General features: G+C 36.0%; 17 protein-coding genes, 2 tRNA genes and 1 riboswitch. Of the genes, 6 read left to right on the top strand and 13 right to left on the bottom strand.

Features of this window, described 5'->3' with window-relative positions; translation table 11 throughout:
- The first annotated feature begins 158 nt into the window (after positions 1-158).
- Positions 159-235, top strand: a tRNA-Met gene (locus QE177_RS02530).
- A 27-nt stretch (positions 236-262) separates the two neighbouring features.
- Positions 263-339, top strand: a tRNA-Met gene (locus QE177_RS02525).
- 60 nt (positions 340-399) lie between these two features.
- Here the strand turns inward: QE177_RS02525 and amiC are convergent.
- On the bottom strand, positions 400-1,647 hold the full coding sequence (gene amiC, locus QE177_RS02520; protein ID WP_280551188.1) for an N-acetylmuramoyl-L-alanine amidase AmiC: 1,248 nt from the start codon (positions 1,645-1,647) through the stop codon (positions 400-402).
- Positions 1,648-1,895: 248 nt separating this feature from the next.
- Between amiC and argA the strand changes: the two genes are divergently transcribed.
- Complete coding sequence (gene argA / locus QE177_RS02515; RefSeq protein WP_280551187.1) at positions 1,896-3,224, top strand: amino-acid N-acetyltransferase; 1,329 nt, start codon at positions 1,896-1,898, stop codon at positions 3,222-3,224.
- A gap of 158 nt (positions 3,225-3,382) precedes the next feature.
- Here argA and QE177_RS02510 read toward each other — a convergent pair whose 3' ends face one another.
- From QE177_RS02510 to rppH, 12 genes are all read right to left on the bottom strand, one after another.
- On the bottom strand, positions 3,383-3,994 hold the full coding sequence (locus QE177_RS02510; protein ID WP_280551186.1) for a hypothetical protein: 612 nt from the start codon (positions 3,992-3,994) through the stop codon (positions 3,383-3,385).
- 264 nt (positions 3,995-4,258) lie between these two features.
- Positions 4,259-6,097, bottom strand: coding sequence for an exodeoxyribonuclease V subunit alpha (gene recD, locus QE177_RS02505; protein WP_280551185.1), 1,839 nt, complete (start codon positions 6,095-6,097; stop codon positions 4,259-4,261).
- On the bottom strand, positions 6,097-9,711 hold the full coding sequence (gene recB, locus QE177_RS02500) for an exodeoxyribonuclease V subunit beta (RefSeq protein WP_280551184.1): 3,615 nt from the start codon (positions 9,709-9,711) through the stop codon (positions 6,097-6,099). The genes recD and recB overlap by 1 nt, the downstream gene beginning before the upstream one ends.
- On the bottom strand, positions 9,708-12,602 hold the full coding sequence (gene ptrA, locus QE177_RS02495; protein WP_280551183.1) for a pitrilysin: 2,895 nt from the start codon (positions 12,600-12,602) through the stop codon (positions 9,708-9,710). Before ptrA ends, recB begins: the two co-directional genes overlap by 4 nt.
- Before the next feature lie 4 nt (positions 12,603-12,606).
- Positions 12,607-15,999, bottom strand: coding sequence for an exodeoxyribonuclease V subunit gamma (recC, locus tag QE177_RS02490; protein WP_280551182.1), 3,393 nt, complete (start codon positions 15,997-15,999; stop codon positions 12,607-12,609).
- On the bottom strand, positions 15,977-16,369 hold the full coding sequence (locus QE177_RS02485; protein WP_280551181.1) for a type II secretion system protein: 393 nt from the start codon (positions 16,367-16,369) through the stop codon (positions 15,977-15,979). The genes recC and QE177_RS02485 overlap by 23 nt, the downstream gene beginning before the upstream one ends.
- Complete coding sequence (locus tag QE177_RS02480) at positions 16,366-16,833, bottom strand: YgdB family protein (protein WP_280551180.1); 468 nt, start codon at positions 16,831-16,833, stop codon at positions 16,366-16,368. Before QE177_RS02480 ends, QE177_RS02485 begins: the two co-directional genes overlap by 4 nt.
- Positions 16,830-17,432 carry a prepilin peptidase-dependent protein gene (locus QE177_RS02475; RefSeq protein ID WP_280551179.1) on the bottom strand — a complete coding sequence of 201 codons (603 nt, stop codon included), beginning with the start codon at positions 17,430-17,432 and terminating at the stop codon, positions 16,830-16,832. The genes QE177_RS02480 and QE177_RS02475 overlap by 4 nt, the downstream gene beginning before the upstream one ends.
- Positions 17,426-17,884 (bottom strand): hypothetical protein, encoded by a 459-nt coding sequence (locus tag QE177_RS02470; protein ID WP_280551178.1) that lies wholly within the window; start codon positions 17,882-17,884, stop codon positions 17,426-17,428. Before QE177_RS02470 ends, QE177_RS02475 begins: the two co-directional genes overlap by 7 nt.
- Before the next feature lie 292 nt (positions 17,885-18,176).
- Positions 18,177-19,028 (bottom strand): thymidylate synthase, encoded by an 852-nt coding sequence (locus QE177_RS02465; protein WP_280551177.1) that lies wholly within the window; start codon positions 19,026-19,028, stop codon positions 18,177-18,179.
- Positions 19,029-19,094: 66 nt separating this feature from the next.
- Positions 19,095-19,994, bottom strand: a complete 900-nt coding sequence (gene lgt / locus QE177_RS02460) for a prolipoprotein diacylglyceryl transferase (protein WP_280551176.1) — start codon at positions 19,992-19,994, stop codon at positions 19,095-19,097.
- Between the two features lie 230 nt (positions 19,995-20,224).
- Positions 20,225-20,755: an RNA pyrophosphohydrolase gene (gene rppH / locus QE177_RS02455; protein WP_280551175.1), complete on the bottom strand. Its 531-nt coding sequence runs from the start codon at positions 20,753-20,755 to the stop codon at positions 20,225-20,227.
- A 112-nt stretch (positions 20,756-20,867) separates the two neighbouring features.
- Positions 20,868-20,979, top strand: a riboswitch (TPP riboswitch).
- 108 nt (positions 20,980-21,087) lie between these two features.
- Here rppH and thiB point away from each other — a divergent pair.
- From thiB to thiQ, 3 genes are read left to right on the top strand one after another with little or no spacing between them, the layout of a single operon-like run.
- Positions 21,088-22,068, top strand: a complete 981-nt coding sequence (gene thiB / locus QE177_RS02450; RefSeq protein ID WP_280552194.1) for a thiamine ABC transporter substrate binding subunit — start codon at positions 21,088-21,090, stop codon at positions 22,066-22,068.
- On the top strand, positions 22,041-23,645 hold the full coding sequence (gene thiP / locus QE177_RS02445) for a thiamine/thiamine pyrophosphate ABC transporter permease ThiP (protein ID WP_280551174.1): 1,605 nt from the start codon (positions 22,041-22,043) through the stop codon (positions 23,643-23,645). The genes thiB and thiP overlap by 28 nt, the downstream gene beginning before the upstream one ends.
- Positions 23,638-24,339: a thiamine ABC transporter ATP-binding protein ThiQ gene (thiQ, locus tag QE177_RS02440; RefSeq protein ID WP_280551173.1), complete on the top strand. Its 702-nt coding sequence runs from the start codon at positions 23,638-23,640 to the stop codon at positions 24,337-24,339. The genes thiP and thiQ overlap by 8 nt, the downstream gene beginning before the upstream one ends.
- Positions 24,340-25,180 lie beyond the last annotated feature (841 nt).

The following is a 25,180-nucleotide window of genomic DNA, read 5'->3' as shown; positions in this document are numbered from 1 at the left end:
TGACATAGTCTATCAATATGCATGATGCCTAATGTGCATAAAAGAACAAAAATCAATCATCACGCCTCTTTTATGTACAAGATATAATAAAATATCGCAATATTTAAGAAAAAAACTTGCATCGGATCTGATCCTGAGTATAGTGAGCCGCTATCGGGCGCGGGATGGAGCAGCCTGGTAGCTCGTCGGGCTCATAACCCGAAGGTCGTCGGTTCAAATCCGGCTCCCGCAACCAATATTAAAAAACATTAACCCTTTCAGACGCGGGGTGGAGCAGTTTGGTAGCTCGTCGGGCTCATAACCCGAAGGTCGTCGGTTCAAATCCGGCCCCCGCAACCAACTTCCATTCAATATCAGAATAGTTTCCCAACAAAGCTATTATTTATCTAATTAACCCGCTTAACGCAAAGCCAGCTTTCCGCCATTGTCAAAATACGCTTTAATGCCCCGGAAAATAGATTCCGCCATCTGCTGTTGGAATTTTGCTGTTTTTAATTTTCGTTCTTCTTCAATATTACTAATAAAAGCAGTTTCAACCAGAATAGACGGGATGTCGGGTGCCTTTAATACCGCAAAACCCGCTTGATCAACAATGTTTTTATGCAACTTGTTAACGTTACCCATCCGTTGAAGCACTTCTCTACCAAATTTCAAGCTATCATTAATAGTCGCTGTCTGAACTAGATCAAACATGGTGTGATCAAGATATTTATCACCACTTTTACTAACACCACCAATCAGATCTGCCTCATTCTGTGTTTGCGCTAAATAACGGGCGGTATTACTGGTTGCTCCTCTGGTTGATAATGCAAATACTGAAGAACCACTTGCTTTACGATTAGTAAAGGCATCAGCGTGAATGGAAACAAATAAATCTGCCTGCATTTTTCGTGCTTTTGCAACTCGTACTTTTAAAGGAATAAATACATCTTCGTTACGAGTCATATAAACTTTCATTTTAGGTTCACGATTAATTAATATTTTTAATCGCCGGGCAATTTGCAATACGATATCTTTTTCCCGCGTTTTATATTTTCCTATCGCACCAGGATCTTCCCCACCATGACCAGGATCGATCATAATGATAATCGGCCTATCTCTACCTGCTTTACCTGGTTTTTTCGCTTTAACCGGCAACGCATCATCCAACTTGCCTTTATTATAATCTTCTAATAGAGCTAATAACGGATCGTCATCGGTGTAAATACCTGGAGCAGGATAAAAATCAACAACTAAGCGATGTTTGAAACCAGCAACAGGGGCAATAGTAAACATTTGTGGATCAACATGAATTTTCACTTCAAAAACTATTCGAACCGTTTTTTGATCAAATTGTCCTACTCTCACTAATTTCAGATAAGGATCGCGTGAACTGATTTGCTTGCCAATCCCTTGTAAGACACTATTTAATTGTACATTTTCTAAATCCACGACAATACGATCAGGAGCAGACAAAGCAAATTGACGATATTTTAAAGCAATATTCGATTCTAAAGTTACTCGGGTATAACTAGAAGCAGGCCAAATACGAATAGCCACTATACTTGAAGATGAGGCTAGTCCGAATGGACTAATACTTAACAGCATAGTAGCAGCTGCTCCTTGCAGAAGACGTCGTCGTGAAAAACCGTGTTTTGAATGATCCATCGAAAAACCCACTTAAAGCATCAAATAATTACAAACCGCTCAATATTATCAACAACAAAAAAATACCTACAGAAAACTTTAACCAATCATTAATGAGCTGTCATTAATAAATTACTCTCTAAAAATAATTAGTCACTCATATATTCTGAAACAATAATGATGATTTTTCATGCATTTTTTCTTGCTATTTTGTGTCAAAAATCATAAAAAGACTCTCATTAGGAACAAACCATTTATATGAGAAACATATGGAAGGACGTAGTACTGATTTAATTAATGGATTTCGCCACTCTGTTCCCTATATTAATATACATCGCGATAAAACATTTGTTATTACATTAAATGGTAACGCTATCGCAGATAAAAATTTTACTAATATCATTAACGATATAGGTTTATTACACAGTCTAGGGATTCGACTGGTTGTTGTTTATGGCATACGCCCACAGGTAGATAAAAAACTCATAACCCATAAATATCCGGCAATCTATCATAAAAATATTCGCGTCACTGATGCCAATACCCTCGAGTTAACTAAACAAATATCAGGTACATTACAATGGGATATTACCGCTCTATTATCTATGAGTCTCAATAATACTCCATTACAAGGTGCCTATATTAATGTCGTTAGTGGTAATTTTATTATTGCTCAACCTTTAGGGATCGACAATGGTATTGATTATTGTCATAGCGGACGTATACGACGAATCGATGATATTGCCATCAATCATCAATTAGAGCGTGGTTCTATTGTATTAATTGGTCCAATTGCTGTTTCAGTAACGGGAGAAAGTTTTAATTTAGCCACGGAAACTATTGCAACCCAATTAGCGATTAAGCTAAAAGCAGATAAATTAATTGGATTTTGTTCTTCACAAGGCATCAGTGATAAAAATGGCAATATATTATCGCAACTCTCGCCAAATGATGCTGAAATACATATTAATGAACTGGAAAAACAACAAAATAATCATTCTGATATACTCCCTTTTTTACGTAGTGCAACTAAAGCATGCCGGCAGGGTGTTCGTTGTAGCCATTTAATAAGCTATCAAGAGAGTGGTGCTTTGTTACAAGAACTTTTCTCTCACAAGGGTATTGGTAGCCAAATTATAAGGGAAAATTCTGAACAAATTCGTCGAGCTAATATCAATGATATAACTGGAATATTAGAATTAATTCAACCATTGGAACAGCAAGGAATACTAATTTGCCGTTCACGTGAACAATTAGAAATGGAAATTGACAAATATACTATTATCGAGCGAGAAAATATGATCATCGCTTGTGCAGCACTTTATACCTATTTAGAAGAAAAGTCGGGAGAAATGGCTTGCCTGGCTGTACATCCTGACTATCGAAATTTATCACGAGGGGAAAAACTACTTGAACACATTACTCTGCAAGCCAAAAAATTAAAATTAGAAAAACTTTTTGTATTAACAACCCAAAGTACTCACTGGTTTCAGGAAAGAGGATTTTTGCCGGCAAAAGTTGATATGTTGCCAATAAAAAAACAAGCACTTTATAATTATCAACGATGCTCAAAAATTTTAATACTTAATATTAATTAAATTACTATAAAATTAATTAAAAATTAATTAATAAATTCTATTGTAATAAAAAATACATGATTTAAATAAACAAAATTTTCTATTGATCTTAAGCAAAAAATAAAAAAATAGCGGATCTTCTCTATTTAATAAAGAGAAGATCCGAAAATAAGAAACGGTTAATTAGTTGTTTTCATGTCAGGCGCTGGCACTGCAAGAGTATCACGCAAATTCCACATCGTTAAAAAATGATTAACCATTCGATTATCAGTAGGCTTCTCATTTATAACATCACTACCAATATTTAATGCCTGAGCATAGACCGTGGAATCCAAAACAGTACTAGCCGATAAAAAACTTGCTACAAAAGCTTTTCCTCTATTTTCAATTACCAATTCTGACTCATCTAGCTGATTTTTTATCGGCAAATTATTATAAATGTGTTCAGCCTTCATTTTTGCTACCGCTATTTCTGAAATTGGATCAAGCGGTTGAAAATCATGCGCAATGCCAATGGCTAATCCAGCTTGATAAAACCTTTTAGTCTGCTCAGGGGGCTCAAGGGTATTGGAGACAGTTAGAAGAGCTCGAGTTTTTTTAACTGCATCAAATAAATCATTTTCTTTTTTTTCTATCTCGTGCAAATCAATATTAGAATTTCCTACTGTTAGAAATTGAGAAACTAATTTATTTTCTGTATTTGCCTCTGTAAAGGCAGAAACCGCTTGTTGGTTAACTGCCTGAGATGAATAATTACTAATCTGAGATGTCTGATTGGTTGAATTAAACATTTATTTGCATCCTTCCATCGAATAATAATAAGGCTCAAATATTTTATACAGCATCTCAAATATCGACCATTTATACTTCTAAAAAACAATTAATACGAAAATAAGAATTACTACAGGTAACTTATTAATTGATAAGAACGGAAACTAAAGTTATTTAACGCAATATTTCAATTCTGTTCCTATGTTTAATAATTTATTATTTTTTATGGCTATTGGCTATGAATAATATAAAACAAGCTAGCAAGTTAAATAGTTCTACTTTCATCAAACTAATCGCTCAGTCAGACCACTGCGCCGCTCTGTCGGCGTCACTAACGCTTTAGCAAATACATGACGATCAGCATAAATTGTCAACTGATTTTTAGCTCGCGTAATTGCCGTATAAATAAGCTCTTTACTAATAATAGGCGTAAAAATTGGTGGTAAAACCAACGCCGCATGTTCAAATTCTGACCCTTGAGATTTATGTACTGTCATGACAAAAGCGGTTTCATGCTGAGGTAAACGACTAGGTTGTATTCTTTTAACCACCCCATTTGGTAACTGAAAATAAGCTTTTAAACCCTGTTGACCATCGCGTAACATGATGCCAATATCCCCATTAAATAAACCTAGAGGACGATCATTTTTAGTGATCATGATTGGGCGGCCTTCATAGTTTTTATTCCAGCTATAGGCTGGTCGTCGAATACTTGCCTGACGATGCAAAAGCTGTTCTAATTTATCGTTTAATCCTATAACCCCGAATGGCCCATCCCTTAGAGCAGCTAATAAGCGATAACGATTAAAAGTAGTCAGGATCTCTTCAGGATCGCGACCCGCTTTAATCATATCCAAATAACACAGGTAGCATGCAGCAGCATCAGAAAGTAATTTGCCATATTGTTCAGATGAATTAACGGAATGAAAAGCAATATCTGCACTTTGCTGTGTTAATAGTTGCTCAACATGTTTGATATTACCTTGGTTAATTGCCGTCGCGAGTCGACCAATTCCTGATTGCGCTTCAAAACGATAACTCTTTCGTAATAAGCAAATCCGATCTTTAACTTCGGGTCCTTCGTTCGATATAAAATCAGATAAGTCACAGTCGGTGATTTTAGTCAGCTGTGCTGCTCTTGCACGACTATATCCGCATTCGGAAAAACGACAAAGATCACCGAGGACAGCACCTGCTTCAACAGAAGCTAATTGATCTCTGTCACCTAACAAAATAACCCGTGCGTGGCCAGGTAGGGCTTCAATCAATCTGGCCATCATAGGCAAATCAATCATTGATGCTTCATCAACAATTAATACGTCTAACAACAGTGGGTTGTCTTTATGATAACGTAATAACTGGCTATCTGGTTGAGCACCTAATAACCGATGAATAGTCTGCGCTTGTTCTGGCATAACCGCTTGCTCGGTTGCAGATAAATTCAGTTTTAATAATGCATTACTTAACGATTCTGTTAATCTTGCAGCCGCTTTTCCTGTCGGTGCGGCTAATTGAATAATCAACTTTTCATGACTTAATTTGACTAAAGTGGCTAATAGACGTGCTACTGTTGTCGTCTTACCAGTACCTGGCCCACCAGAAATAACAGCAATCCGACTGGTTACTGCAACTGCAACGGCTATTTTTTGCCAATCTGGTGTGTTCAAGGGCGTAAAAAGATGTGTTAAAATAGTCGCTAGCCGCTGTTCATCAACGGTTTCTAACAAATGACGAGAAAAAAAGTCAGCCACTAATCCTTCATCAGCCCACATCCGTTGAAAATAGAGTTTGTTACCTGATAACACTAATGGCTTGGCGGCTAATTGTTGAGCATCACAAACAGCATGACATTGTTTAAGCTCAGCATAGATACTGCAACTATCAGGTGATCCCGCCATTTCCCAGAGGGCGAAAGCCATTTCAACTTGCCTACCTTCAAATAAATAGAGTGGTTGAAGCTTATCAATAAACAAGCAAACATGCCCTGCGCGAGTTTCAGCACTCAATAATGCAAATATTAATAATAATAACGGGTTTTCATCTTCCACTAACCGAATAGCAAGCTGTAGGTCTAAAGAATTAAACAAATTAAGCTCAGCAGCTCGCTTTAGTAAAGTTATCATCATTCCTCACCTCGATTAATTGGCTTAAATAGCTTATCAAGATTATTAATTAACTCATAAGCAGGAATGGTATGATAAATACCGTAACCAGGGTTGTTAACATCAACCCCTCGCAAAAAAAGGTAGATGACGCCACCAAAATGTTTTTCATAATCATAATCAGGTAAACGATTTCGTAAATAACGATGCAAAGCTAATGTATAAAGCTGATACTGTAAATCATATCTATGATCAATCATCGAGCTCTGTATAGCCTGCTGACTATATGCCAGACCATTTTCTCCTAACCAATTCGATTTATAATCAAGCAGATAAAATTTGTCTTGCCAGAAAAAGACTAAATCAATATATCCTTTCAAAACACCTGTCACTGGTTCAAAACTATGTGGTGGGCAACGTTGCGATAAAGCATCATATTGATGGACTAATCTGTCTAAGGCAGATGACGATAATAATTTTTCTATTGGTAAATGAAATTGCATTTCATTTAATTGATACTCAGGTGTGATCTTTGACAAGCAGAAATTATTTTTAAGCAAAGGGGTGTCAAAAATATTTATTAACCACATTTTTAATGTAGGAGCCCAATCAGCAGAAAAACCGGCTTGTTCTAATTTTTCAACTAACCAAGACTCTTCTGGATGTTGATTAAATGGCAATAATTCCAACAAGGAATGTAAAAAAGTTCCTGCGGTGGCACCTTTAGGAAAAGTATGAACACTCCTATCTGCTATTGCATCTTGCACCAGCAAGCTGTCACCTTGCGCATCTGCGTCCATTTTAGGTACTAAAGCTTGGATAGCCATCTCGATATTTACATCACTAGCAGTAAACTTATCAGATGAAGAATATATATCTTGATAAGTTAATCCTGAATAGCTAGTAACCCGCCAGCTATTTTGGATCTGACCTGTAAAATTTCGAGCCAATAAGGTCACAGGTTTATTTTCTTTAGGATACCAAGGTGATAAGTTAATATCACTAATGGCTGTGATACTAATATTTTCACTAACTAATGCGCCTAAAGCTTCGCGTAATAAAGCGGCATTGCCTTGTTGGCCGTTTTGTAATAAGTAACCTAATGCGCTTTGATGTAAATCTGTGTCACCACTTTCCCCACTAGGGCGCCCTTTTATTACCGGGGCAATACCAACACTACAATGATATTTTGAACGCGTTAGTGCAACATATAACAACCGCAAATCTTCGGCTAAACGTTCTTCATTAGCCAGTCTGATGCTCTCTGCTTGCTGTGTCAGATCAAGGCATGTTTGAAAATTATCACGATCATGAAAAGTGGCCAATTTTTGCTGAGAGAATTGACAGGCAAATGGTAACCAAACAATCGGAAACTCTAAACCTTTAGATTTATGGATCGTGCTAATACTAACCAAGTGCTTATCACTCTCTAGACGTATTTGCTGATTTTCTAATAAAGGATCAGGTTGGTTTATCTGCCGTGCTAACCAGCGGACTAAAGCATGCTCACTATCAAGTTGTAATTCCGCTTCTTGCAATAATTCACTCAGATGCATCACATCCATCAAACGCCTTTCACCTTCTATATTATCCATTAGTAGGTTTTCAGCAATTCGATGGTTAACCATAATAGCCCGTAATGTAGGCAAAATACCATGCCGCTGCCAAATCAATAAATAGTTGGCAAACTCTTCAACCCGTTTTTCCCACTGATTTTCATCCTGATTTAATTGTTCAATATCTTGTGCACTTAGCCCGATTAAACGGGTAGCCAATGCACAACGCAACGTACGCTCTTTTTCGGGTGAGAGCACAGCTTGTAATAACCATAATAGATCGCGCGCTTCATCAGTAGCAAAAACGCTTTCTTGATTAGAAAGAAAAACTGACGAAATATTAAATTTACTTAAGGTTTCTCGTATCATTACTGCTTCACGACGACTTCTGACTAACACCATTATATCGGCAGCCGTTACCGGCTGTTTTACATTATCTCGATATAGCCAGGTTGTCCCTTTCTCACCCCCTTTAAGCCAATCACATATCTGACGAGCACACTGATAAGCCATTGTTTGCTGATAATCCATGGTTGAAACAGTTTCTTTGTCTAAATAACAAAAATTTAATGCTGATAATTTTTCTGTGTTATGAATAAATGCTAAATGCTGATTCGTAGAGGCTGGATTAACAGTATTAAACGGTATTTGCTCAAATACAAACGGCTTTGCCACCCGACTAAATAATTGATTAACTGCCGCAACCATATTTGGTGATGAACGCCAATTGGTATCAAGGGTGTAGTGTGATTCAATCTGATCTTTAGCTTTAAGATAAGTAAAAATATCCGCGCCGCGAAAAGCATAAATAGCTTGCTTAGGATCACCAATAAATAATAAGCCACAATAATCATGTCCCTGATAAATAAGTTGAAAAATTCGATATTGTTGCGGATCGGTATCTTGAAACTCATCGATCATAACAACGGGGTAACGATTACGTATCGCATTAGCTAATCGCTCTCCTCCTTCTGCCTGTAATGCTTGATCTAAATGACTTAATAAATCATCAAATCCAATCTCTCCACGCCGTTTTTTCTCTTTAACAATCGTTTGACGAATATTGATAATTGCATTTGAAATAATAAGATCACGTAATGTAAGTGATTGTTGCAACAAATTATCAATAGCAAGAAAAACTTCATGTTCTGGTACATTACCCGTTAGGGTCTTCTCTCGCAGTTCAGATTGGGAAAAGCGAGCAAGTCCTTTCGGTGTTTTGTAATCTACGGTTGCTGACTTTGCCCAGCTAGTGACCTCAGCTAACCAAACCGGTAAATTACGGCGACTGTAGCTACGTTTATTAACAGCAGAATCACTAATTAAATCCAAGAAACTCGCCGAATTTAAAAGCCACAGCTCTTTTACTACTTTTATGGTATCAATTAGTGTTTTATGGCGCTGTTTTATTGATTGAGTTTCAATGGGTTGGTTGATAAAGGTTGGAATATCTCCTTGTAAATAAGGCTTTATTTCCGCTAGCAGTTCCTCTGGATCACTCCATTCGTCAACAATAACTTTTGCTATAGAATAATCCAGTGGATAGCAATTACAGCGCCAAAAATCAGCACAAGCCTGTTGCTGTAAGGTATGTTCGTCTTTTATTATCGATTGCTCAAATAGCATGCCTGACTCAAAAGCATTATGCACCAACATGCGTTGACAAAAACCGTGGATGGTATAAATCGCCGCTTCATCCATTTGTCGTTCAGCAGCAAGTAACCATTGTGCGGCTTCGTTTTTATCTGCAATAGAAGATAGTAAGATTCGGTATATTGAAGTTTCATCAAATCCAATACCATTTCTAATACAAGCTATTCTCATCTGATGAATATTATGGCGAATACGTGATCGCAACTCATCAGTTGCTGCTTCTGTAAAAGTGACCACTAAAATCTCTTCAACACTTAATGGGCGAGAAAATGCATTTTTTTGCCCAACACCTAATAACAATCGCAAATAGAGTAAAGCAATCGTATAGGTTTTTCCTGTTCCTGCTGAAGCTTCTATCAGCCGTTGACCATAGAGAGGTAAACGATAAGGATCCAGTTGATAAGCTTGTATTCTCCTCTTCCTCACTTAGCATCTACCTCAATTGGCAAAATCTTTTGTAATTCAGACGCAGTGGGGTAAGTTATCCAATCTTTCAATTGAGCATAACCCTCTTTACTAACACCTTTGGCAATAATTTGTGAAACAAAAGCTAAACCTTTTGGTTGCAAAACCGCATTGTTATAAAAAGTTAATAAATCTTGCTGGGTAACCGTTTTTAATATTTTTATTATTTTTGCTCTACTATCAAAAGCAAAATTATTCCTCGCAAAATCTGATAAAAAACGATCTATTTCTTCATAAAAAGTTTGCGGAGGCTGTTCCATTTCCGTCAAAAGTGCCTTTTTGTATTGCTCAAAATCTTTTTTTTGCATCGCATTTAATTTTTTAAAGGCCAATTGATAAAAATTTTGATAACGTGCATTCAAATAGGCAGGGGTTTTATTATTGCTTTGTAATAAAAAACCTAATCCCCATTGCTCACCAAAATTAGTATTAAAGGCAAAAACTGCATAGCCCAATTGTTCTTGCGTCCTCAGTTGCTCAAAAAACCAAGGGTGTAAAATATTGGCCAAAATATTTGATAATACAAATCCTCTATAACGGTCATATCCTGTCGGAATAAATATTTCTGCTAACGCATTATCCGTACTATTTGCTTGATGTTGAAAATTTACTTTATGCTGTTTATTAACAACAATAATGTCTCCTCTCCACCAATTTTTACCTTTATTATTCAATAAATGGTAAATGGACTTAATAATATCAATCCCTTGCTTTTGAGTGAGATTGCCAAAAACAATCGCTTGTAAGGCTGCATTTTCAATAGTCTCTTGACGGTAATTTAGGATGTCATTTGCTGTGATCGTTTCTAGAGCTTTTAAGCGCTGTCCTTGCTCAAAATAAGGTACATTTTCTAAACGTTGTTTTGGCTGCATTGCCAACTCAAAGGCTTTAAGGTTATTAGTAACCTCAAGCTGTTCTCTATACCATGATTTTGCTTGCGCGACTTCATCGGCAGAAATTGTAAAGGTAAGAAATTCCTTAACCATTTTTGTTGTCAATTCAGCTAGATGTTGTGTATAACCACTGGTTTTCAATTGCAACCCTAAATTTGAAGAAACAACAAGCTCCATTCCGGCGACAGAAGCTTGGTAACTTAATTGAGACAATTTCAAAGTGGCTAAGTATTCTAATAACGCTGCACTAACTTGAGATTTTGCCGTTTTATTGCTCTGCTCATTACGTAAATCTAAAGCAATCCCCCCTTTAGGCTCATCAGCAAAATATTGGCTTGGCATATAAACTATGCGCACATTTCCTTTCTCATATACTAATTCAGGATGCTGATAATGACGGGAATGTTTAATTAAAGAAAAATCATTAGCAATATAAGGGTTCAATTCAGGTAACGAAAAATGGATTGTTTTTTTTAATTCAGCCCAGCGCTGATATTGCTGGCTGTTAATTTTATCAACTTGATAAGGTGCATTGAGAAAATAGGCTTCTTTATTATGTGGTTCATTTGGTGCAATAAACCAAATTCTAGCATTATTGGCAGTTAATTCTGCTAAACGGCTACTTATTGCTTTAGGATCAAAATGATCAGCAATGTAATTAGCATCAAGCACATGGGCTATTGGCACATTCAACATTTGATTAGACAGCTGTTGAATATAATTCATATCACGCACAATAGAATTATGTTGAAATGAAAGTTTTAGAACATTAGCGATCTCGTTAAAATAATCGTTCTTAATACCTTTCTCTTTTAATAAATCAATATAAGAAAATATTGCTGCAATAATCTTATCTCTATTCTCCAATCCTTTGTCTGTTAATAAAACATTGATCGAAAAAATACCATTATTGCTATCAACATCGGGTGCCACGTCGACATTAATCTCTTCAGCAAGTCCGTCTTTTAGCAACCAATCAGCAAGGGTATTATGACTTCGGTTTCCTATTAAATACCCAATATACCCATCAGTCTTACTACGAAATTCAGTTAAATTATTTGCAATACTAAATTCAAGTTGTAAAGCTTTCTTAGGTTGTGCTGGCACATAATGAATGATTATCCCTTTTTCTTTATCGGTTATAGCGGGTACAGTTATCTCCGGAACAACAACCTTTCGATTCGGGATACGACCGAGAGTTTCAGCTGCAATTTTAGCTAATTGACTTAGTGATTGATTGCCATACAAGACACCTTTCATCAAATTAGCCGAGTAATAGCGGTAATAAAAATTCTTGAGCTCAGTTTGTAAATGACTACCTGGTTTATCACTCAACGTTTCTAAATTTCCACCAGAAAAACGTGAATTAGGATGAGCTGGATTAAGTGTTTCAGAACGAACTTGCCATAATCGCATTTCATCGCGAGCACGTGCCATTGTTAATTCTGCATTGACAGCATTACGTTCTCGATCTGCATTTTTAGGATCAAGCAATGGTTCTGCTAGTGCGCTTGCCAAACGATCTGTAGCTGCACTTAAAGCATCATTTTCAACCTCTAAGTAGTAAACAGTAAGATTTGGAGCCGTACTAGCATTATGATTGCCACCATGTTTTTGCAAAAATTCTGATATTGCACCTGGTTCAGGATAGCGTTTAGACCCCATCAATACCATATGTTCAAGGTAATGCGCCAAACCAAGTTGTTGATCCGGACTGTTCATTGTGCCTACTGGTAAAGTAACTGCAGCTAATGATTTATTGGCCTTCGAATCAGATACCAGCAATACAATCATATCATTAGCAAGTTTTATCGCCTGATACCCTCGAGTATCTTTTTCATTTTTATTTATCTTATCAGGCAAAACTTGCCAATTCTGCTTAGCAAAGCTTACTGTACCAAATAGTAATAAGAGCACGACTATCATGTTTTTCATAACAACCCATGTCATTTTAAGCATCTTATTACATCCTCTTGTTATTTTTTCTAAAGATCGCCATTGGCAATAAGTAAGTACGTACCTTTATTTGTATTGTTTCAAGCAAATTGCTATCTATTTTACTGAAAGCTCGTCCAATATAACTATCTGCCATCTCACCTGGTTGATTATATGTACCTTGTAAAGATTGGATAAGTTGCTTTTTTGCTTTTTGCGAAACAGCCTCAGATTCAAAATCAAATTGATCACTTTTTTTGTTGTAGCATGACATTAACCAATTCCAGCCACTTTTATTAAAAAGTGGTAATGGCGAGTTCATTCCCTCTTGATAACCATTAATAAGCTGTTGTAAATATACTTTCGCCTGATATTTATCCACTGGCTCAAAACACCATTCACTATCATCTCTCCCCCAATAGTAACTTTCACCAGATCTAACTGTTAAACAAAAGATTAAATGCTCTATCCATAGTGATAAGCCATCATTAATCGTTAAATTTGCAGGACGATAACGAATAATGCCGTTTTGCTGAATATTTCGTAATTGTCCGACCAAACGAGCATTCTCAAAGGGTTCAACAAATAGTTTATTAAAACATTCATGACAATTTATCTTTACTTTATTAGCTAACGGCTGCATATCTTGGATCTGTTTTTCCCAATAAATTTGACCAAAATGTGCTGCCGGTAATCCACCTGTTGCCCGTAAAGTCGTTAACAGCTCCTCCAGAGATTCTTCATAAATCATAGCCTTAAGTAAGCGTTCATTAAATTTATAACGTTGCAAATTATTTACAATAAAGGGCTCATTTTCCGGTAACTGCACTTCTTCATTAAAAAAATTAACTTTTAACCTTTGTTGAAAAAATGCCCGTATCGGGTGTCGATAAAAAGAGAGTAACTGCTCTAATAATATTTCATTGTCATTTTCAATTATTGGCGTCAACGGTGTACAGAATTCAGGCGGTGGAATCCCCTGTTTTTTGGCTGCTGATAACCATTCAGTGGCATAACTCTGATGAATACTATTAGGCAAATAATTCTCTGTCGCAAAAGGTACTCGAGTGTGTTTAGTAACTAAATGTTCTTTTACTCTATCAGCGCTATTATCAACATTTAAATGCTCATCTCCCTCTAAACAAAAACTTTGGCTAATATAATCAAGTAATTCATTTACTAGCACCGAGGGATTATGTGGTTGATTGTCACGCATCGCATGGCCAATATAGCTAAGATAAAATAGCTGAGAAGCGGAATTTAAAGCCTCCAAAAATAGATAACGATCATCATCTCGACGCTTTCTGTCACCACGTTGTGGCTGTTCAGCCATTAAATCAAATCCCAATGGCGGTATTGAACGTGGATATATCCGATCGTTCATACCTAATAAACATACAACTTTAAAGGGAATAGAACGCATAGGCATTAGAGTACAAAAATTAATTGCACCAGCAAGAAAACGTTGACTAATCTTTTCATCATCAAAACATGTTACTAGCTCATCACGAATAAGTGATAGAGGAACGCTATCTTCATATTTAGCCACTATTCCAGTCTCAATAGTTTTCTGCCATTGCTGGAGTATAAAAATGAATATCGATTCAATTTGCTCATCAGTCTCAAAAAAAGCATCTAACAAACATTGACATAATGGCAACCATTCTGCCAGTTTCCTTTCCTGATTAAGTATACTTCTCCAACTGGTTAATGAATCAATCAATGTGGCAAGCTGTCCGGCTAACTGAGCGGATAAGCCTGTACATTCATCATAAGGCAAAATTTTATTCCAAGTCCCTATATGGCTATCCATTGCATAGCCAAGCAGCATTCTATTTAAACCAAAGGCCCAAGTATTCTGCCCTGTTACCGGCAGCTCCAACATTGCAATATTTTCATCATTAAGTCCCCAACGTATACCTGATTCGTTGATCCATCGACGCAATAAAAGTAATTCATCATCGTAGATAGAAAATCGGCGAGCCAGTGCAGGCACTTCTAATAACGCTAATACTTGTTCTGTCGTAAAACGACTTTGGGGTAAATCAAGTAATGAAATAAAAGCTTGTAAAATAGGATGCACCTGCCTAGCTTTTCGATCTGAAATAGAGAAAGGTAACTGACGTTTAGCTGATACATGACTAAACACCGCCTGTATATAAGGTGCATAACTGTCGATATCAGCCACCATCACAATTATATCTTTTGGGGTTAGGGTTGGATCTTCCTCAAATAGACGTAATAAATAATCTTGCAGTACTTCAACCTCACGTTGTGGGCTATGGCATGAATGAAATGTTAGTGATTTATCCTGTTTGCTTAATTGTCTTTTTAAAAAACTATTATTGTATCTTGCTTCAGTTAAACCAAGTTGAGCATGATCCTCTAAATCCAAAATATCTCTCTGAACCTGGTGCAATAAACAATCACATGGTAAATCGACAAAGGCAGCGATTTCATTAGATTGTTCCAACTGAGAAAGAAAATAGAGGTTGTCACGCCCTAACTTGCCCCAAGACGCTAATAGTGGATTAGTCAGAAATTGTTCACCTAGCTGATTAAATAAAGTATCAGGTGAACTTTCTCTCTTAAAACGTGTAATTTCATGTTGATCGCGAAAGTCCCTTAACTTTCGCCGCTCAAGCTTTGCCAAAAAAGCATAGCTCTGAATATCCCCCCAATAATAACGACATGGATTAGTAAACATTAAATGAATATCTATATGCTGGCCAAGGGCGTTTAATGCCTGCAAATAAACGGGAGGTAATGCGGCAATACCACAGATAAATACGCGTTTTGGCAACCTAATATGGGAAGACTGATTAACCTGTAAACTTTGTATAAATTGTTGATAGAGATTTGCCCGATGCCATTTAGGTTGATTAAGCTTTTCAGTATATTCAATTAATGCTAACCAAAGGCGCTTCTGCCATTGCTGATTATCACTTAATCCCTCAATTAGTTGTTTCTTATGCCAGTTTTCTAACCATTGTGGTCGGTAGACTAAATATTGATCAAACAAATCTGCAATACGGCCTGATAATTGATACAACTTGCGTTTACCCATATCCTCATTCAGATATTGTCTAAGTGCTTCAAACTCCGGCTCGTGTAGCAAGGAAGGTAAAATTGTCATTAATTTCCAAGCCATTGCCCCTTTGCTAAAAGCACTCTCTTTTGGAATATCAGGTAAAACCCGAGTAAACATGTCCCAAATAAAAGTTGCCGGTAGAGGAAAAGAAATATTAGCGGCAATTCCTAAGCTTTGTGCAAGCTCTATTTGCAGCCATTGCGACATACCTGGACTTTGAACCAAAATAATTTCTTGTTCAAATGGATTGGTCAAGGGATCACTTTTGATCAAACTAGAAATCAGCTCTTTATGAATTTCTAATTGATTAGAATGATAAATTTGTAGCATATGCTCTCCCTGACGAACAGTACCACCTTGATGCAGCTGTCAATTGATTGTTAGGCATCTTAAATGTAATCAATATTTGCTTACAAGTATCTGTAATATTCACATAACGATATGATAAATCAATATTTTTAAGTCTATCATTCGTTATATCAGCGATGGTAGAATTAAGGCTTGGCATCGCTTCTTCGCTTTCAAAAAAAGTGTGCATTAATCTAAATTGTTGTGTTTTTTGCCAAGCGAGAAAAAAGCCAGCCTTTAGATTATGAACATATTTTATTAATGCTATAGCTGAAATAGCAAATAACGCTATAGCAATCATAACTTCGGTTATTGCCATTCCAGATTGCCTATTGGGTTTAGCACGTTTCATTGACAAAATTCCGTTCTTTTAACTGGACAAAAATCCAGCCATCCCTGCTTTAAAGGAATAAAACCTGACATTACATTTTTATCTTCTTTCAACCATAGATAAAGTGAAAATACAATTTTATCGTCAAAATAAGCATGGCCGGCTAATAGAAAATAATCATTTTTATAGTGGCGCAAACAACTTTTAAAATTAGCACCTATCGGCTGCTGACAAGACCATGAGGAATTTTTTTGCTTAGTAATAACCCAAGGTTGATATTTTCCCCATGCTAATGCAGACTCTGCTTGCTCAAAAAAAAGCCAATAGCGTTGTTCATTTTCCAACATCTGCAATATATTATCCTGATGATGATGCAACGCTTTTAACATTAACAAACTCATAGTAATCAGCATTATTATTGCCATTAATAAAATGCTACCTTGCTGTTGGTTTTTGTGGGAAAAAATCCAATTTATTTGTTTCATATCGATTGATTTCTTAAATAAATTTTCAGTTTATATTCCCTTAAGAGATCTGGATATGTGCGTGGAAATAGACTTAAATACACAGTTAAAAAACGTTTATTACCCATTGTCACTTCTTTTAAAGCAAATTGTGAAACCACTATCTGTTTAGGATCAAATAGGTTTATCCAACCTTGCCCTTCACAATCTATTCCGCTACGGTGTATTTCCAACATACCTCGATGCATACGATAGATAAAGAAATCAGAAGTCTCATCTTTTGCTTTTTCCCATTTGCCATCTAAATTGTAATCGTAAATAAGACGAATACAGGAATGCTCTGCCTCTCCACTTTTTTCACTAATTTTCAATGCCACTCCGACACACTCTCCAAAACAATAACCTGAACGTCGAGCATCTTTTTCCAACATTAATAAAAATTGTCTCGCCACAATATCAAGATGATAAGTTTGATATAATCGATGAATTTGCTGCGTCAGTATTGGGTATAGCGTTATAATAGCGAGAAAAACAATACTACTTATTATTAAGCTGATTAGGACTTCAATTAGTGAAAAACCTTGTTGCTTGAGCCTATAAGAAATTCGTCTATTTAACACCTGGCGATTCCCCCTAGCCTTTGATGACTACACAAGCGCACTCGTCCCAAACCAGAAATTATGAGCGAAATATCTTCTGATTGATTGCTAAAATGTAAAGTAGTCGGTAATGCTGTTCCTCTTTTACCTAGCAACAAGGTCGATATTCGGCTGTAACTTTTTAACAGAATTTCATCATGCCTATTAATCCACTTCATTTCTGTACTTTGCTGGTTATCCTTTTTACCCTTAATTGTCACTATCAACATCCAATTTGACGTTTTATCCGTTTTAATTATTAATTGCCTCTCCTGATTCAAATAAGCCGCCTGCATTTGGTGACGAGCAATAAAAGCAGCAACTTTTTGCGTGACAACAATTAAATGTATTTTATTTTGATAATTCCGCCATCCCTTGATACTAGCAACAGTAATCAACGCGGTTATTGCAATCGCAATGATAATTTCAAGCACTGTGAACCCTTGTTGACGCATCTATTTTTGCCATATGTAACTCAATCAACACAGACTATTGTTATGCATTTAGGATAAAAAAATAAATCATCAAATGAGATAGAAGGGAAACAGATCTATTAAAAATTTTGTATTACATAAAATTGGCAAACAAAAATAGAAATGCCTCCCAAATTTGAATGTTTTCAGAAGCTATTTATTTACTAATTTAACCATAATATTAATTAAAAATAGTAATGAGAGGATCGTTACTGATTTCATATTGGATGATTACAGTAACTGATAAAAGTCGTCATACCGTAAATGGATATTTAATTGCATCATGAAATTGATAACCAATGACCTCAAAATCATTACTACTTACCCAGGTTTCAATATCTTTTAATGTCTTAATGTCAGGATTAATCCGCAATTGTGGCAAAGAATAAGGAGCACGCTTCAACTGGATATCACGCATGATTGAAAGTTGATTTTCATAAATGTGAGCATTCACTATCTTATGATAAACCTTACCTGGTTTGTGACCCGTGATCTGGGCAACAAGTGCCAGTAAAACAAAACATTGGATTTGATTAAAGTTCAGTCCCAAAGGAACATCACAACTACGTTGGTATGAAGTTAAATAAAGTGTGTCAGCTAATAGAGAAAAAGTGTGAGTATGCATACAAGGGCGTAAACAACCTAATTCAAATTCACCCGGATTGTAAAAAGTGATTATTTCCGCACGATCATCTATCCCAACCGAAAGGTTACTAATGACTTTTTGTAGCTGATCTAAATAAGTGCCATCAGGCCGTTGCCATGAACGCCCCTGAACACCATAAACCCGCCCCATGTCATCTTCACCTTTACGGTTCGGATTATTGAGCCATGCCTGATTTTCATTCGCATTGGCATTCCATGTATTACAGCCAATATCTCGAAATTGTGCAGCGCTTGAATAACCCCTTAGGTAACCTAATAATTCAGCAATAGCCGCTTTATAAAAACTTTTACGAGTTGTAATTAAAGGAAACTGGTTATTTGCGACATCGTATTCAAGATCAGCATTAATAATTGTTAAACACCGAACACCTGTGCGTTTATTTTCTATCCACTGACCTTCATCTATAATACGCTGACATAAATCCAGATATTGTTTCATTATTATTACTCGCTAAAAATTTATTATTTAATACTATAAATAAAAAAACCGTATTAACATCTTCTGCTACTTACTTTTTTCTACCTTGCTAGTAATGGAATAATTTGTACAATGGCTATCTTTCTTATACGCCCAAATCATCATAAAAATACCAATAATGATCATAGGAATAGACAGAATTTGTCCCATACTTATACCACCAAATAGCCCCAACTGCGCATCTGGCTGTCGGAAAAATTCAATAAAAATACGGAAAGCACCATAACCAATCAAAAACAATCCTGACACACTCCCCATTGGACGGGGCTTACGAACAAACAAATTTAAAATAATAAATAAAACGATCCCTTCAAAAAACATCTCATAAAGTTGGGAAGGGTGCCGTGGTAATACACCATACTGTTCTAAAATTGGTAATAAAGAAGGGTCCTGACTGACAATCTGAATGTCTTCTCCCCGTGAGCCTGGGAATAACATTGCCCATGGCGTGTCTAATGTTACACGTCCCCAAAGCTCGCCATTAATAAAATTACCAATACGTCCCATGCCTAATCCAAAGGGAATTAGTGGCGCAACAAAATCGGCAACTTGAAAAAAATGGCGGCGAGTCCTACGAGCATACCACCACATGGCGCATATCACCCCAATTAACCCACCATGAAAAGACATTCCTCCGTCCCAGACTTTAAATAGATAAAGAGGATTGCTCAGGAAGACAGGCAAATTATAAAATAAAACATAGCCAAGACGCCCGCCAATAAAGACACCTAAAAAACCAATATAGAGCAGATTTTCAACTTCATTTTTCGTCCAACCGCTATTCGCTTTGCCGGCCCTTCTCTTTGCCAACCATAGAGCAAAAACAAATCCCACCAAATACATCAAACCATACCAATGAAGGGCTACTGGACCAATCGAGAATATAACAGGATCAATATTAGGAAACACAATATAACTATTATTCATCGTCTCCACTCTTTAGTTTTATAGAGTTTGATAGAATTGCATGATGCATGCTGTTTAAAAAATCTAATGGTTTTCTATTGATTAAATTCATTAACCAATTTATTCACTGCGTATTTTGGCGAGCAAATTTTGCCAAAAAATAAACCAGCGTAGCTTTCACTACTCTCATTTTGCTTTATAAACGACAAAAAGCGGCTATTAAAATATTAATCTACTTTTATTAAATTTATTTAGCCACGTTTACGCCTATAGGTATAACTCTTATATGATGTCACTGCACTACTTTGCAGTGACATAACGATCGGAGCAAATTCTTTCATAACACGTCGATAAACATCGCGTTTAAAAGAAACAACCTGACGAACAGGATACCAATAACTTACCCAACGCCAACTATCAAATTCAGGCGTTTTACTTGTTTGCACATTAATATTATGTTCATTACAAACCAATTGTAACAAAAACCAACGTTGCTTTTGCCCAATACAAACTGGCTTTGTGTCCCAACGCACCAAACGTTTAGGTAATTTGTAACGTAACCAGTTCCGGGTAGATGCCAATATTTTAACATCTTTACGATCCAACCCAACCTCTTCGAATAATTCCCGATACATTGCCTGTTCTGGCGATTCTTCAGGATTAATGCCCCCTTGAGGGAACTGCCATGAATGTTGCCCATAGCGACGAGCCCATAATACCTGGCCTTGTCGATTACAAATTACAATTCCTACATTCGGGCGGTAGCCATCATTGTCAACCATCTGACTACCTCGTTAAAAATTTAAAAGATAGCTTATTGTTTCATACTACTCTATATGGTAACCCTTTATCAAATATAGTATTTGCAATTATAAGATAACATCTTACAATAAGGTCATCTCAACGGGGTGCTAGCTATGTTCAATATTGTTAATAGCTGGCTGAGAAAAACTCGTCGAACCTGATCCGATTAACATCGGCGTAGGGATTTGAGCCACTCTAATGATTTATTCATCAATAAATAGCTTCATTACTGTCTATTCCTCAGATCCTATAGCATCACTGTTATTTAATTATATAGGAGAACTGAGTATTGAAGAATGTACTACTAAAAATAGTTAGTGCTAGCTTAATTTGTTGTTCGGCTTTCGCGCTCCAAGCAAAACCGATATTAACCGTTTACACTTATGATTCTTTTATTGCAGATTGGGGGCCAGGGCCTACAATCAAGCCTGCCTTTGAACAAATATGTAACTGTAAGCTCAAACTAATTGGTCTAAATGATGGAGTAGCGTTATTAAATCGACTTAGAATGGAAGGAAAAAATAGTCCTGCCGATATTGTCCTCGGACTTGATAATAACTTAATTGATCTGGCAAAAAAAACTGGCTTATTTACTGAGAGTCGAATAGACACTAGTCAATTAAAATTACCCATAAAATGGGATAACAATATTTTTATCCCTTACGATTATGGTTATTTTGCTTTTATTTATGATAAAACGCGGGTCTCTGAAGTACCAAAAAGTCTCGATGAACTGATTAATAGTCCCCAACCATGGAAAATTATTTATCAAGATCCACGTACCAGTACACCAGGCTTAGGGTTGTTACTTTGGATACAAAAAATTTATGCAGAAAATAGTGTCCAAGCTTGGCAAAAAATAGCCGCAAAAACCGTAACAGTCACCAAAGGTTGGAGCGAATCATATGGACTGTTCTTAAAAGGTGAAAGTGACTTTGTCCTTAGTTATAGCTCTTCACCCGGTTTTCATCTGTTAAATGATAAAAAAAATAATTATGCCGCAGCAATATTTAGTGAGGGGCACTATCTGCAAATTGAAGTGGCTGCCCAATTAGCAACGAGCAAACAACCTAAACTAGCACAACAATTCATGCAATTTATGCTATCGCCAACCTTTCAAAAAACGTTACCGACAACCAATTGGATGTATCCGGTTATTGATATTCCCTTACCTAACGTTTATCAACAAATACCTGTGCCGAAAAAATCATTACAATTTAATGCAGAAGATATTACTCAACATCGCAATGATTGGATCTATTTATGGCAAAATGCCGTCAGCCACCAATAGGCAGTTCACTTTGGCCTGGCATAGTCGTGTCCGGCCTATTAATCACTATTGCTGTAGTCACGTTCAGCACTTTATGGTTTCATGCCCCTCAAATAAGTTGGCGAGAATTTATTGATGATAGCTATTTATGGCATGTTATTGGTTTTACTTTTTGGCAAGCATTACTATCAACCTTATTATCGGTTATCCCAGCGATATTTTTAGCCAAAGCCCTTTTTCGGCGCCATTTTCCAGGTCGTACACTATTTTTACGCTTATGCTCGATGACACTGGTATTGCCTGTTCTGGTGGCTATTTTTGGTTTATTAACTGTCTATGGTCGAGTGGGATGGATCGCTCAATTTTGTCAATGGTTAGGTATTAATTACCAATTTACGCCTTATGGCCTAAAAGGTATTTTATTAGCACATATCTTTTTTAATTTACCATTAGCTAGCCGAATGTTATTGCTCGCACTAAAAAGTATTGCTGTTGAGCAACGCCAGCTTGCCGCGCAACTAGGCATGAACCAGTGGCAGTATTTTCGTATTGTTGAATGGCCTTATTTTAGACGACAAATTTTACCAACATCCACCCTAATTTTTATGCTGTGCTTCGCTAGTTTTGCTACTGTACTGACGCTTGGCGGGGGGCCTGCTGCAACCACTATTGAATTGGCTCTCTATCAATCATTAAGTTATGATTTTGATCTACATAAAGCTGCTTTGCTGGCTCTGATCCAACTTTTTTGCTGTTTAGGTTTAGTATTATTAAGCCAAAAATTAAATGTTATCTTTTCCGTCGGCGTTAGTCGACAATTTCAGTGGAAAAACCCAGCTGATAATCGATGGCAAAAATGGTGGGACACGCTACTGATTAGTATTGCAATATTTTTCCTACTTCCACCTTTATTGGCAATTATCAATGATGGTTTAAATTTAACACTATTACACATGTTACAACAACCAGGCTTATGGCAAGCATTTATTAATTCGGTTTTTATCGCGATTAGTGCTGGCCTACTTTGTATTATTTTTACTTTGATGCTGCTTTGGAGTAGTCGGGAATTACGTCGGCGCCGCTCAATACTATCCTATCGAACCCTCGAATTAAGTGGATTATTAATACTTGCTATGCCAGGCATCGTTTTAGCAACCGGCTTCTTTTTATTACTAAATAATACCCTTGGTTTAACTTATTCACCTTATAGTTTAATCATCTTAACGAATGCATTAATGGCTATTCCCTATGCCTTAAAAATATTAGAGAATCCGATGTATGACTTAGCTGAGCGCTATAATTTATTATGCCTTTCATTACAGATCAAAGGCATAAATCGACTAGTTTTAATTGAATTAAAAGCCTTAAAACGTACAATAGGACAAGCCTTCGCTTTTGCCTGTATACTCTCAATAGGTGATTTCGGTATTATTGCACTGTTTGGTAATGAAAACTTTCGTACCCTACCTTATTATCTCTATCAACAACTAGGCTCTTACCGTAATAATGATGCGGCTGTTACTGCATTGTTAATGCTATTACTTTGTTTCAGCTTATTCAGTTTATTAGAATATTTATCAGGAAAAGAGCATGATTAAATTAGATCATCTTGTTTATTGTTATGAAAATCTAACTATGCAGTTTGATTTTAAAGTAAATAAAGCTGAACGGGTGGCAATATTGGGCCCTAGTGGCGCAGGAAAAAGTACGCTACTAGATTTGATTGCCGGATTTCAATATCCAAAGCAGGGTGAAATTTGGCTAAATAAACAAAATCATACGGCTACCCCACCCGCCAAGCGGCCAGTTTCCATCCTTTTCCAGGAAAATAATCTGTTTTCTCATTTAACTGTTTGGCAAAATATTGCGTTAGGTATTTCAGCAAATTTACATTTGGATCAAGCTCAGCATCGCGCAGTAAAGCAGATCATAGAACAAGTTTCGCTTAATAATTGTATGACTCGTTTACCCGCTCAAATATCAGGCGGGCAACGCCAACGTACTGCATTAGCGCGTTGTTTGATCCGCCAAAAACCGATTTTATTGTTAGATGAACCTTTTTCTGCTCTTGACCCGGCATTACGTAATGAAATGTTAACATTACTTAAACAGGTGTGTGATGAACGCCAATTGACCTTGTTAATGGTTTCCCATAATTTGGAAGATACTAGTCAAATAGCAACTCGCGCTATCGTCATTGCAGAAGGGAAAATCGCCTATGATGGTCAACCTGACTGTTTAATTAATGGGTTAACTCCAGCAAGTATACTGTTAGGTATATCTCATTCCTAATATTACTTCTAAAATTAATTAATTATTAATTCACTCTTTGTCAGATAATTGAATGATATTTTTTACTTTTATAATGCTGTCCGTTATATTAATAACAGGTAATAAAATTTTCTATGACACAAAGATATATGTTGTCACAATTTTGTTAGGTATGTATCCGCTTGTTTTTTTTATTTAAATAAAAAAGGGCTTTAAATATAAAAATATTAAGTAACAAAAAATTTTTTGTTATAAATTTAAAAAAACATAAATACATCATAAATTTCAACAATTTTTTATAATTATTTATTTTTTAATGATATAGAATAATCAACAATTCTGTAAATAAAACTGATAGTAATTTATCTCATCATTTTTTCTTATCTTAATATTCATTATCTCATCTCGCCTGCAGGAAAAATAAAATTGAAATAAGCGATTAAAGCGCTATCTACTTAATAAAAAATTAAACTAAATGTTATATAGCGTTGATAAAAATAAACATTATGTTAAATGGAGTATTTAAAATAGTGTAGAAATTTATTAAATATAAGACCAAATTCCACTGGATATTTTATTACATATCACATCCTTGCTAAAAGATAAAATTGTTACTCTCTAATTACAATAATCAATAGGTTAAATAATCATTTTTAGTGACGACAAAGATACAAATAATTAATATTTGAAAGTAATTAATCAAAAATAATCAAGCTGATTTTGGCTTACTAAACAACTCAAATATTATTAATAAGTGATGATGAATACTTCGTTAAATTGATTATTCATTACATCTATACATTTTTTATGTTTTTAAAAAAATAATAATTAAAAATTTAAAATATTATAATAACTTCATTAA

This window comes from Arsenophonus sp. aPb, assembly GCF_029873475.1.
Lineage (GTDB): Bacteria > Pseudomonadota > Gammaproteobacteria > Enterobacterales > Enterobacteriaceae > Arsenophonus.
This window is presented reverse-complemented; position numbering and strand designations above follow the sequence as displayed.